Source organism: Carnobacterium inhibens subsp. inhibens DSM 13024 (assembly GCF_000746825.1).
Taxonomy (GTDB): domain Bacteria; phylum Bacillota; class Bacilli; order Lactobacillales; family Carnobacteriaceae; genus Carnobacterium_B; species Carnobacterium_B inhibens.
Genome location: NZ_JQIV01000006.1, coordinates 1,554,626 through 1,566,918 on the forward strand (window position 1 = coordinate 1,554,626; position 12,293 = coordinate 1,566,918).

Genomic DNA, 12,293 nt, shown 5'->3' on the forward strand with positions numbered 1-12,293 from the left:
TCAGAATATGAAAAAAGTTAAGGTCTGCTTACAGCATCCCTTAACTTTTTTGGTTAACTCAATGAGTATCTTTATCCCACTACTGTGCTTTCCCACTGAACGGCATCTTTTGAACGGACACGTAAAGCTTCAGAATTCCCATTTGCTTTTTCCACTGCATCTGCCACTCCATCAATAAGGCTTTTTGAAGTCACCGTTGCTCCTGAGATGACATCCACTTGCAACGTTTGCCCGGTTATAATTTCCTCCGGTAACCGCTTGAAAACAGAAGTTGCAACAGCATCTAGCTGTTCTTGTCTGTCCAATTCTATTGCTAAAATTTTGGTATCTGAGAATGTTACTTTCATTAAGATATCACTTCCATCATGACCTTCAACAGAAGCTTCATAGGTTCCAGGATTGAAAGTAATTTTTGTATTTTGCAATTCTTTCAAATATTCATATTTTTCTTCTTCTGCTTTCACATCTTTAATCATGAAATCCATCACGTCCCATAAAGGTTCAGGGATCTGTAACCGATCTTGTTCGTTGATATCCGCAAAGTCTTTGATTTCTTCATCAGATTTTGTTTTTTCAACCCAATTCGGTTCGACCAAAAAGGCTTTCCCGACCGCAACTAGATCATAGCCCGCTTCAAGTGCAGCTTCCGCATCGCTGCGTTGACCAATTCCCCCTACACCGATAAGAGCAATTTGAGCTAACTCTTCCGATTGTTGCTCGATATACTTCTCTAATAGCGGCTGACTGTCTTCTTTATCTATGATTGATGTTCGGTTCCAACTGCCCATTGAAACATGGAAGTAATCCGGCTTTAATTTAGCTAAGCGGTTCAATAAGTACATTGTATCTTCAAATCGAATCCCCGGTTCTTCAATTTCTTCCGGAGAGAATCGATAACCTACAATGAAATGTTCTGCTTGCTGTTTCTTGACTTCTTCTTGCACAGCTTTCATCACGGCTTCCGGAAATTTAGCGCGTGCTTCTCGGCTGCCGCCCCATTTGTCTTCACGGCGGTTAGAATGAGGAGAGAAAAATTGTTGAATCAAGTATGTATTGGCACCATGAATTTCAACTCCATCAAATCCAGCTTCAATCGCGCGTCTGGTAGCATCTGCAAAACTTTGAATCATCCTATCAATATCCACTGGCATCATTTGTCGCGGTGTAACAGCTTCCGGTCTCAATGCTGCCACAGGACTAGCTGAGATTGGCGCAGCTCCACCATTGAGCTCTGGGGCTGCCATCCGTCCGGCGTGGTAAATTTGTAAAATAGATTTAGAGCCTTTTTCTTTAATCGCATTAGCCAATCTACACAATTCTTTCACTTGAGAATCTTTATTGTTACCCAATGCCCCTGCAAAGCCTCGTCCTTTATCTTCCACAAATGAACTTTCTACAATAATTGCGCCAGCTTCTCCAGAACGATGGGCATAATAATCAATCATTTCTTGTGTGACCGTGCCATCAAAGTATGCTGCTTGAATAGTCATTGGTGCCATCATAATACGGTTTTTCAGTACCGCTCCCGATTTAAGTTCCATTTTCTCGAATAATTTATTTGACATGTTGGTAGTCCTTTCCAGCAATTTAATGTATGTATTTTTGGTCTTCTTTCGTTTTAAGATGATCTTTACGATTCGGAATAACGAATAATAATACTACAGTTAAAGCCAGTGTCAACAACACCAGCATTACTTTAACTGGTTGAAGTGGAGCAAGAAAAATTGAAATACCCATCAGAATATAACTATTCATTAGTATTTTCCATTTTTTATGTTTAGGAATGGATTTCGTTTCAGCATAATCTGATACGTATATTTGATATATTTTAGTCTTTTTTAGCCAATCATTAAACTTGTTGGAGCTGTGTGCAAAACAGTAGCCAGATAACAATAAAAACGGTGTGGTTGGCAGCACTGGCAGAAGTACGCCTGCTGAACCTAAAAGAAAAGAAAGAACCCCAACACTAATTAAAAAATGGCGTTTCATCTGTATCATTCCTTTTCTTCATCTAAACGATAAACGAATTCTTCTCTCTGTCATTTCAACTCCATTTTTCGCGAGCAAACGGATTTTGCTCAGCAGGATCACTTAATTCACCACGGCGGTTCGGTTCATCAATTGTCTCAATAAATGGCGTTCCATTTTGGACATATTCCATGAACCCGATACTCTCACCTTTACGATTAAAAACAGGAACATAAGAAATGAAAATTTTACGACCGTCATCTTTTCGTGTGAACCAATGCGTTTCGCTCTTGCGTGTCCCATCTGCCAGTTCTCCAGCTAGTTTGCCAACAAATTCGCGCACATGAGGCGGATGGCAATCAATAAAGTGGCTTCCTAAACTCGCTTGGGAACGGTGAAACTCATGATGATCTTCATTGAAATATTGAAAGCGCAAATCCGGCCCAACAAACGTAATTTCAACTGGCAGCGTATTCAAAACAGCTTCAATTTGTTCAATTGTCAAGGATCCTCCTCTAAATTGAATGCGAGGCTCTAAATCTTCTAGCTTTGGCTCAGCTTCTGGATCAATCTCGCCTCTAGCTATACCTAAAGCATAGTCCAATGCTTCTTGTGCTCCGCGTGAAGAAAAGGTTGCTCCAGAGATCGTGTCGATTTGAGAAGATTGACTGCGTAAAATCCTTGCAATAATCTCTTCCATTGCTTTACCCCCGATATCAGGAGTTTCTTTTCCTTGGTATTCGATTTTTTCAATCTTATTTTCACTTACTGTTACATTCAGATTGATTTCACCTTTATACCCATCTCCGTTACCGCTATATGTTCCAGATGTGAAATGGTGTTCAATCGTCCCAGTATCTTCGTTAAATTCACCGTCAATTGGAGCCCGTTCTCCTCGTGCTACTCCTAACGCATAATCCACAGCTCGTAAAGTACCTTCTGAAGCATAAGTCGCGCCAGACACTGTATCGATTTCTATTGATTGTCGCTTAATGATTTCTTCGACCATTTTCGCTACGGCTACACCACCTTTATTAGGTGTTTCATTTTCAGAGTAATCGATTTTTACTATTTTTCCCTCATCCACTGTTACATCCACGGTAATATAATCATGGTACCCAGTTGCTCTTCCTTTGTACGTTCCCGCTTTAAGATTATTCATATTAACCTCCCTGATATTGTTATTAATTTCACAATTTATTTTTACATCCTTAGTATAACAGAAAGAAGTTTGAAAAAATTGATCTATATTAAGTTTTTTTATTTTTTCATAGGAAATTATCACATATTTTCCTGATTATGTTAAAATGCAAACATATGCACCGTACGATATTTTTAAATTTATAGATGGGTGGGTGAAAAAAATTAAACAGAAAATTATCAACCAAATGGGAACACGAATTAGCCTTTCCATCGTGCATCCGGAGGCAGAAAACCTATTAGAGAAAGCTAGCCATATGTTGGCAGATTACGAAGCACGATTCAGCGCGAACAATTCTAAAAGTGCTTTAATGATGGTGAACCAACAAGCAGGAATACAGCCCGTTCATGTCGATTCAGATTTATATGACTTGATTCAATTCGGTAAGAAATATAGTTTATCTTCTAATCTTGCTCTAAACATCACAATCGGACCGCTCGTTAAACTATGGAAAATTGGTTTTACGGACGCGCATGTACCTGAACAAAAAGAAATTGAAGAAAAATTAAAACTGATTGATCCAACTGACATTAAATTGGATGCAGATAAAAGAACCGTATACTTAACAAAAAAGGGAATGGAACTAGATCTAGGTGCCTTAGCAAAGGGCTATTTCGCCGATAAACTCAAAAGTTTTTTTCAAAATGAAGGCGTACAAAGCGGCTTAGTGGATTTGGGCGGGAATGTTTTGACGATTGGGGAAAATCCAAAATACGAAGATGGCTATTGGCGTGTAGGCATTCAAAAACCTTCACCGGTTCGTGGGGATTTAGTAGGAGTTGTATTGGTGAAAGACAAGTCAGTGGTCACATCTGGCATTTATGAACGGTCGCTTAAGGTAGACGGAAAAAAATACCACCACATTTTTGATTCAACAACAGGCTACCCGATTGAAAATGAATTGGCCAGCGTAACCATAGTTTCGGACGAATCTATTGACGGAGAATTATGGACCACCCTGTTGTTTATGTTCAGTCCCACTGCGGCCATCCAATATATCGACAGCATTCCTGGCATCGAAGCTCTTATTATCACAAAAGACAACGATGTGAAAATGACACGTGGTATCGTACCGTATGTTGTTTTGTTTTAAGAAACTATAATAAACCCTGCAGTTTCTTGAGCTGGAATCGAAGTCTTTTTGAGTTATACCAATTTGTAGGAATTGTCTCATGTAATGGAAAAAATGAAAACGTTTAAAAATTTGTCTTTGCTATCAAATATTCCACACACTCCAAATACAGTATGGTATTATTTACATTAGTAGACCATTTATCCAGTCACGCTAAATATAAACAAAATCAACAGGACTTCAAAAGAGATTGTCCTATCTGAAAAAACGATTAGTGCAGCCATTGATTAGTGCAATAAAAGAGTTGAGAGTGTAAGGTTTTTCTTCGATAAGCCACACACGATGACTCCTCACTGAAAGGAGGTGAAAATGAAGTGTTAACCACTATCTTAGAAGACCCACTCTACTTACAATTTGCTTTTGCAGGCTGTATAGCATTAGCCATTTTGACATTACCGTTAAAAGATATCATCAGTATCGGTTTTTACGACATCAGTGATTTCTTTGTCACAGCTATGATTGCTTTTTTCATCACATATGGGGTTCTAGTGACCAATCGTGCAGCCGTATCTATTTGGTTGTTTGTGGGTATCTTTTTTGCTATTATGGTTGTCATTATGCTCATGAACATTCTCGTTATTCTGCCCTTTAAGAGTCGTGCAGAAAATTCAAATATCACCTCGATCCACGAATTAGAAGGCAAAGAAGCAAAAGTATCCATTCCGATCACACTCAATGGAACAGGTGAAGTCATCGTCTCTACAGGTTTTTCCAGAATCAATAAAATGGCTAAAATCTACGAAAATACTGATGGCATAACCGACATTCCAAAAAATGAAAATGTATTGGTTATGGACGTCAGCGACAACATTCTTTATGTCCTTCCCTATACAAACAGCATTAAAGCCATTGGCAAACCAACGCCGACATGGAATAAGAAACCAAAAAAATAATCCCACCATCAAAATAGATACGAGAAAGTAGGAATGTACACATGGATTCAACATTATTTGCAACCATTGGCGCTATCGTCATCGCAGTCGTTTTACTCGTCGCATTGGTCAGTCGTTACCGTACAGCCTCACCTGCAGAAGCCCTAATTATCAGTGGTACAGCATTAGGTGATAAAAATGTTTATGTTGATCCCAATACGGGCAATAAAATGAAAATCGTTAGCGGAGGCGGGACATTCGTTTGGCCAATTATTCAATCCGTTCATAAATTATCGCTACTGTCGTCTAAATTAGACGTTCGTACACCCGAAGTGTATACCGAGGAAGGTGTTCCAGTCGCAGTTGACGGAACCGTTATCATTAAGATTGGATCTACATCAGAAGACATCGCAACAGCTGCTGAACAATATCTTGGTAAATCAACAGAACAACTTGAAAGCGAAGCAAAAGAAGTCTTAGAAGGACATTTACGTTCAATTCTAGGTCGCATGACTGTTGAAGATATTTATCAAAACCGTGATAAATTCAACCAAAATGTTCAAGATGAAGCATCTGGTGATTTAGCTAAAATGGGACTAGTTATTTTATCTTTTACAGTAAAAGAAGTAACGGACAGAAACGGTTACCTAGATTCATTAGGCCAAGGACGTATTGCTGAAGTGAAACGAGATGCAGATATCAAAACAGCAAATGCAGATAAAGAAACACGTATTCAACGTGCACTAGCTGAGCAACTCTCTCAAGAATCTGAATTGCAACGACAAACAGAAATTGCCGAAGCTGAAAAAGTGAAAAGCCTTCGCATATCTGAATACGGAAGAGAACAAAATATCGCAAAAGCCGAAGCTGAAAGTGCATATGACTTAAAGAAAGCTGAATTAAAGAAAAAAGTTATCATCGAAGAAGGTAACGCTCAAATTATTGAACGTGAAAAACAAATCGAGTTGCAAGAAAAAGAAACCATTAAACAAGAACGCGAATACGACGCAACTGTCCGTAAGAAAGCTGATGCTGAACGTTACTCTGTTGAGCAACGCGCGGAAGCCGATAAAAATAAAGCTATTGCAGAATCTGAAGCGAGAGCCAAAGAAATTGAATTAAACGGTATGGCTCAAGCCGAAAGTATTCGTTTGATCGGTAAAGCTGAAGCAGATAGCAAGACAGCATGGGCTGAAGCTTTGAAACAATATGGCGATGAAGCTATTGCAACCTTACTGATTGAAGCTTATCCTGCAATTATTCGTGCTGCTGCTGAACCATTGAGTAACATTGACAAAATTACAGTTGTCGACAGCGGAAACGGAAATGGTGCATCAGCTATTACCAAAACAGCCTTAAACACACTGGCCGCTTCTCAAGAAGCATTTAAAGACGCAACAGGCTTAGACATCAACAATTTAATCAGTTCATTTGCTGGAACAAAGAATGTGGGTCGTCAAATCAGCAATTTAAATGACACCCTCACTCAAACACCTATCGTGGCTGAAGAACCAATTATCACAAACGACTCAAAATAATCATTTAACTATTTATCAATGCACGGCTAGGAGCTTTGTGACGGTTCGATTCCGCCTCGTGTATTATAATTAAATCAAAGAAGTTCCAAAAAAGCAGCTAATCAGGGCTCTATACTTTTTAGTGTTGATAGCTTAGTTAAATTAGTTACAGGATATTTCTGGCGGAATAGGGTTTGTTTGTAGTTTGCATTGAATTCAATGCGAATGACGAAGCGTTGGCACTTCAGTGTTCCATTTGCTTCATTAAATAGTTTCTTTTTTTCTACAAAGACATCTCTTTTTCAATTTCAATAAATGTGATATCGGATTTTTCTTGATAGTCTTCAAGATAAAATGGTTGAATAGTGTTATTATCGTGGCACTTGATAAAGTATGCTTTTTTTTGGGTATCCATTATCGATGTATATAACGTTTCATCTTTGTGACCTTTTTCAAGATCTACTACCGCTCCTGTTGGGATATCGGCTTGCGATAAGATACGAAACCCTTGTAAGATAGCAGCTTGACGTTCTAAATCTTTAGGTGTACTGGCTACAAAAAAAGCAGAACGTACAAAACGCGATGGAGGCGTAAAATCACCTGGAAGACCGACTGCTCCACTCCCTTCCCCAAACTTTGAAACTACAGTACCATTGAAGTCTCTGTTTTCAATATTTTCTGGTCTGATATTCAAGTAATTCTTCAAGTTGGTTTCATGCCAATGGAACTCGGGAGCATTCGTCAAAACACCATAAGGATTATCATAAGGAATTAAATGTCCATTTTTTGGCTCTAAAACAATTTTTCCGCCTTTAGAATCCATAAAGAAGAAGTGGTTGTTCGTTGCTTGCTGTCCCCCTTCTTCATACTTTTCCAGTAAAATAAGCTTTTCAGCTTCTTCTCTTACTTCAGCGACATTTTTACATCTACTCAGCAAATAATCAAAAGCTGTTGATGTAATGAGATTTATTTTTCCTTCTACAGCTTTTTTCGCAAAGGAAGCATATCCCGGAAACAAGTTACTAGAACCCATCAGCCCCATCTCATTAATTCCATCTCCTAAAGAAGCAATGTTAAAAAAAACAGTTCCTATAGTTGCATATTTTGTAGAAAATTCTCTACCTTTTACTTTAAGAAATTCTTTATTGTCTTTTGGGATATAAAGAATTTTATTATCTAGTTTTACGCTAACTTCTAAAGTCCTTCCAAAAATTATTCCATCTTGATAAGAAAATCCAATTGTTGTACACATCGTGTTTGTCCCCTTTTTATTAAATAGTTGGTTAACCTCATTTTTGAAAATGTAAAAAAATTTTCCATTTTATGTTAGGGGGTAGATCAAAACTATTTTGTTAATAGAAGTATTTCAATTTATCCTTGGAAAATTCTTCAAATGTGCGAGGCTTTCTACGAGTTAATTCATAAAAATGATTAGTCATTTCTTTAGCTGTCCCCATTCTTGTCATAAAATATAACGCTACTGTCACGTTAACATAAGCTTTGTCTAAACCTCTTTTTTTAATGTAATAATTTCTATATTTTAAATAGACAGGTTCAACCTGATTTCCAAATAAATCTTTTAGTTTCTAAATATTGGTACCTGCAGCCACTACTGGTTCATTAAGTTTCACTAATTCTCTTATTACATACCTTCCAACATTACCTGATGCACCGATTACTAATACCTTCATCATTCTTACTCCTCACTTAATAGCTCATTGGCTTCTTGTAGCAATTGAATAAATAAACTAAATTTTTGATACCCCATTTTTTCTTCAAGAAAATCCATGGTTCCAAGGTATTCTTTAGCTGTAGATTCAAGCAGTTCATGGCCTTTTCCAGTAATTTCTACTGTATAACTTCTTCTGTCTATTTCAGAGGGTACTTTAACTAAATAAGTTTTTTTAATTAGGGCATTAACCATATCAGTAACAGAAGGTTTGGCTATTCCCAAGAAAGTACTTATCATAAGCGGTGTCACTTTATCTTCACTTTTTTGCACATATATTAATGCACCCATCTCGCTGGCTCTTATAGGTATAGCCATTTTTTTATTCATCTGGAGACGGCAAAATCTTGAAACAACATCCCTACTATCCAATATACTTTCTTTCATAAATACACCTCACTATAGTTAGTCTGACTAACTATATCTTATCGAACACAAAAATTTTTGTCCATTCATGATGACCGAATTCCAAATAGTAAAGGTTACTCGAATCGATTTGATACTACGCCACAAGAAATTAATCGAGCTGAACGGTCTATTCAATTAGACTCTCAAAAGAAACAGAAGAATTAGTAAAAGTTTTTTCTGACTATGTAAATGAAGAAAAACTAAAAAAATTCAAAAATAGAGAACGGATTTATAACCTATCCTCTATTTTTGAACTATTTAAAATTTGAAAAATATTTTTTTAAGCCACTGCTATTATCTACTTTTCATTAACAAACTAATGGCTTGTTGGATACTCTCTTCTCCAGTACTTCCTTCTTCTATACTTTCCTGCACACATTCCACTAAATTTTCAGCAACAATCAAACTGATAGCACGATCAAGACTGGCACGCACAGCTGATAGTTGAGTAACTATAGCTGCACAATCTCTTCCTTCTTCAATCATATTTAGTACCCCATGAAGTTGGCCATCAGACCGTTTTAATCGATTCACAATTTTCACATTGTATTCCATTAAATCACTTCTCCTCTCCAAGCAGAAATACCGCCCATAACATTCGTTACTTTGTATCCTTCTTTTGCTAGCTGCTGACAAGCCATTGCAGAACGAGCTCCTGAGTGGCACATCACATAATAATCCTGTTCTTTATTTAACTTTTCTTTTCCATTTGATAAATCACTTAAAGGTACATGAACAGCACCATCTACATGTTTAGATTCCCATTCATCGATTTCTCGTACATCGACTAATGAAAGTGTTTCTTTTCTCCATTTTTGTTCAAACTCTGGCATTGATATTGAATGATACATTATTTTACCACCTTTTCTGATCTGACTGTTGAATAAAGAGCAAATGCTCCATCTAAATTTTTAGCCGTATATCCATTTTGTTTTAATATCCGTTCAGCGATATAGCTACGTAACCCACTGTGACAACTTACAATAATTGGTTGCTCTTTAGGTACTTCTAACAAGCGCTCACGTAACTGATCAAGAGGAATATTCATGGCCCCACTTAAGCGACCATTTTTTTCAAGTTCTCCTTCATTACGTACATCAAGCAATAAATAGCCTTCTCTTTGTTTCTCTTCTAGTTCATGCCACTGAATTGACTCGCTAATTCCTTCAATAATATTTAAAGCAGCATACCCCGCCATATTTACAGGATCTTTTGCGGATCCAAATGGTGGTGCATAAGTAAATTCTAATTCCGGCAAATCTTGAACAGTCATACCTGCTTTGATAGCCGTTGCAATGATATCGATGCGTTTGTCTACTCCATCTTCACCAATAGCTTGGGCACCATAAATTTTTCCATTTTCAGGATTAAACAGTACTTTTAATAAAATCGTACCAGCATTTTGATAGTACCCTGCATGGCTTTTTCCTTGAATATGAACAATTTCAAATGTTTCATTTGCTGATTTTAATTGTCTTTCATTTAATCCAGTGGATGCTGCTACTTGGTTAAATACACGAACAATTGCGGTACCAATACTACCTTTGTTTTTTCGAGACAATCCACTAATAACATCTGCAACTTGTCTGCCTTGACGATTAGCTGGAGCAGCTAAAGCAATCATCGTATCTTCCCCATTGATTTGTTGTTTCACTACGATAGCATCTCCAACAGCGTAAATATCTTTTTGACTTGTTTCATAGTTCTCATCTACTAATATACCACTACGTACACCAGTTTCAACACCCGCAGTTAAAGCCACAGTTGTTTCAGGCTTAACCCCTACTGACATTAATGTTATATCGCTTTCTAAGCGTTCCCCATTTTCAAGCACAACCACTTTTCCTTCTTCTTCAAAAGCTTCAGCAGCCAATCCTGTATATAATTTAACACCATTCGCCTTTAATTCTTTAGTGATGTAAGCAGCCATTTCTTCATCCAAAGGTGGCAAAACTTGTGGTGCTTTTTCAATAATTGTAACATCTAGTCCACGATGAACCAAACTTTCAGCCATCTCTAAACCGATAAATCCAGCTCCGATGACTACAGCTTTTTTAGGATGGTGAGTGTCCATGAAAGCAGTAATTCCATCTACATCCGGAACAGAACGCAATGTAAAAATGTTCTTAGCTTCTTCTAGCCCCTTAGCTGGTGGGATAAACGCTTTAGCTCCAGGAGAAAGAATCAATTTATCATAAGTTAACGTATACTCTTCTTCAGCTGTTCGAACAGTTACTTCTTTTAGAGAAGCATCTATGGATACTGCCTCACTATCAGGACGTACATCTAGTTCAAAACGTGCTCGCAAAGCTTCTGGCGTTTGTACCAATAAACTGCTGCGTTCTTCAATTTCACCAGCCACATAATATGGCAGACCACAGTTAGCAAATGATACATAAGGTCCCTTTTCCAATACGATGATTTCTGCATTTTCGTTTAAACGTCTTAAACGAGTAGCTGCTGACATTCCACCAGCTACTCCTCCTATAATCACAATTTTCATTATAATTTTCCTCCCCTTTTAGTTCCAGTCCAAGATGACATACCACCACGAACATTCACTACATCATATCCTTGTTTCATTAAAAGTTTTGAAGCTTTTTTACTGCGCATACCTGATTGACAAATCACATACGTTTTACCTACAGGGGTATAACTAGCGATCTTGCCTAATGGGACATTTTTAGCTCCAGGAATATGGCCTCCTTGAAATTCATGAGTTTCACGTACATCTATGATGACTGGCTTTTCTGCTAAATTTTTCTCTAGTTCGCTGGTTGAGATGGACGGTACTGTTTTAAAAAACATTTTTATTCCTCCTTATTCTTATTTATCTTCTATTTTCTTTATTAAATAGTCTTTTAATACTTCTTTAGGCTTGTAACCAACAATTCTCTCTAGCGGTTGACCGTTTTGATATAAAACCATCGTTGGAATACTTCTAATACCTAATTGATTAGCAATTATTTCATTTTCGTCAATATTTAATTTAGCTATTTTAACTTTTGGTGCTAATTCTTCTTCCAACTCTTCTAAAACAGGTCCTAACATCTTACACGGTCCACACCATGGCGCCCAAAAATCCACAAGCGTTATTCCTTTTTGTACCTCTGATAGTAAAGTTGAATCTGTTACTTTTATAGGCATAGTTATTTTTCCTTTCTTATAGAAATTTACTTTGTATTCCTTTTAAGTGAGAATTTATTGGGAACAGGATCATAACCGCCCCTGACAAATGGATGGCAACGTAAAATACGTGATACTCCCATTAATGTTCCTTTTGCTGATCCATGTTTTTCTATCGCTTCAATAGTATATTCAGAACATGTAGGATAATATCGATAGCTAGGCGGAAATAAAGATGAGATTCCTTTTTGATATCCTTTAATACTTGATATAAACAATTTTCTCAAATTAATACCCCCATCCGTATACATAATATACCCCCTCCAGTATGTTATGTAAA

Annotated in this window: 15 protein-coding genes; 3 read left to right on the forward strand and 12 right to left on the reverse strand. The window is 37.3% G+C overall.

What is annotated here, in order from left to right; genetic code table 11:
* Positions 1-71: 71 nt before the first annotated feature.
* Genes BR65_RS08565 through BR65_RS08575 form a run of 3 tightly spaced genes read right to left on the reverse strand, consistent with a single transcriptional unit; the run spans position 72 to position 3,130 of the window.
* Positions 72-1,565, reverse strand: coding sequence for an oxidoreductase (locus BR65_RS08565; RefSeq protein ID WP_051932717.1), 1,494 nt, complete (start codon positions 1,563-1,565; stop codon positions 72-74).
* Positions 1,566-1,587: 22 nt separating this feature from the next.
* On the reverse strand, positions 1,588-1,989 hold the full coding sequence (locus tag BR65_RS08570) for a YbaN family protein (protein WP_034537881.1): 402 nt from the start codon (positions 1,987-1,989) through the stop codon (positions 1,588-1,590).
* A 55-nt stretch (positions 1,990-2,044) separates the two neighbouring features.
* On the reverse strand, positions 2,045-3,130 hold the full coding sequence (locus tag BR65_RS08575) for an FMN-binding protein (protein ID WP_034537882.1): 1,086 nt from the start codon (positions 3,128-3,130) through the stop codon (positions 2,045-2,047).
* A gap of 226 nt (positions 3,131-3,356) precedes the next feature.
* Here BR65_RS08575 and BR65_RS08580 point away from each other — a divergent pair, with 226 nt between their 5' ends.
* The 3 genes from BR65_RS08580 (at position 3,357) to BR65_RS08590 (ending at position 6,711) form a co-directional block, all read left to right on the forward strand.
* Positions 3,357-4,262, forward strand: a complete 906-nt coding sequence (locus BR65_RS08580; protein WP_034538724.1) for an FAD:protein FMN transferase — start codon at positions 3,357-3,359, stop codon at positions 4,260-4,262.
* Positions 4,263-4,615: 353 nt separating this feature from the next.
* Positions 4,616-5,194 (forward strand): membrane protein, encoded by a 579-nt coding sequence (locus tag BR65_RS08585; RefSeq protein WP_034537883.1) that lies wholly within the window; start codon positions 4,616-4,618, stop codon positions 5,192-5,194.
* A gap of 41 nt (positions 5,195-5,235) precedes the next feature.
* Positions 5,236-6,711 (forward strand): flotillin family protein, encoded by a 1,476-nt coding sequence (locus tag BR65_RS08590; protein WP_034537884.1) that lies wholly within the window; start codon positions 5,236-5,238, stop codon positions 6,709-6,711.
* 262 nt (positions 6,712-6,973) lie between these two features.
* Here the strand turns inward: BR65_RS08590 and BR65_RS08595 are convergent, their stop codons facing one another.
* The 9 genes from BR65_RS08595 to yidD all read right to left on the reverse strand — a co-directional run bounded on the left by BR65_RS08595 (position 6,974) and on the right by yidD (position 12,264).
* A complete protein-coding gene (locus BR65_RS08595; protein ID WP_034537885.1) occupies positions 6,974-7,942 on the reverse strand; it encodes a linear amide C-N hydrolase in 969 nt (322 codons plus the stop codon).
* A 334-nt stretch (positions 7,943-8,276) separates the two neighbouring features.
* Positions 8,277-8,384, reverse strand: a complete 108-nt coding sequence (locus BR65_RS14155) for an SDR family oxidoreductase (RefSeq protein ID WP_169741898.1) — start codon at positions 8,382-8,384, stop codon at positions 8,277-8,279.
* A 2-nt stretch (positions 8,385-8,386) separates the two neighbouring features.
* A complete protein-coding gene (locus BR65_RS08600) occupies positions 8,387-8,806 on the reverse strand; it encodes a MarR family winged helix-turn-helix transcriptional regulator (RefSeq protein WP_034537888.1) in 420 nt (139 codons plus the stop codon).
* Between the two features lie 315 nt (positions 8,807-9,121).
* A complete protein-coding gene (locus BR65_RS08605; protein ID WP_034537890.1) occupies positions 9,122-9,382 on the reverse strand; it encodes a metal-sensitive transcriptional regulator in 261 nt (86 codons plus the stop codon).
* Entirely contained in the window at positions 9,382-9,678 is a 297-nt protein-coding gene (locus BR65_RS08610; protein WP_034537892.1) for a rhodanese-like domain-containing protein, read from the reverse strand. The genes BR65_RS08605 and BR65_RS08610 overlap by 1 nt, the downstream gene beginning before the upstream one ends.
* Complete coding sequence (locus tag BR65_RS08615; protein ID WP_034537893.1) at positions 9,678-11,330, reverse strand: FAD-dependent oxidoreductase; 1,653 nt, start codon at positions 11,328-11,330, stop codon at positions 9,678-9,680. The genes BR65_RS08610 and BR65_RS08615 overlap by 1 nt, the downstream gene beginning before the upstream one ends.
* On the reverse strand, positions 11,330-11,635 hold the full coding sequence (locus tag BR65_RS08620; protein WP_034537896.1) for a rhodanese-like domain-containing protein: 306 nt from the start codon (positions 11,633-11,635) through the stop codon (positions 11,330-11,332). The genes BR65_RS08615 and BR65_RS08620 overlap by 1 nt, the downstream gene beginning before the upstream one ends.
* An 18-nt stretch (positions 11,636-11,653) precedes the next feature.
* On the reverse strand, positions 11,654-11,974 hold the full coding sequence (gene trxA, locus BR65_RS08625; RefSeq protein ID WP_034537898.1) for a thioredoxin: 321 nt from the start codon (positions 11,972-11,974) through the stop codon (positions 11,654-11,656).
* Positions 11,975-12,000: 26 nt separating this feature from the next.
* Positions 12,001-12,264 carry a membrane protein insertion efficiency factor YidD gene (gene yidD, locus BR65_RS08630; RefSeq protein ID WP_425304615.1) on the reverse strand — a complete coding sequence of 88 codons (264 nt, stop codon included), beginning with the start codon at positions 12,262-12,264 and terminating at the stop codon, positions 12,001-12,003.
* Positions 12,265-12,293: the final 29 nt, after the last annotated feature.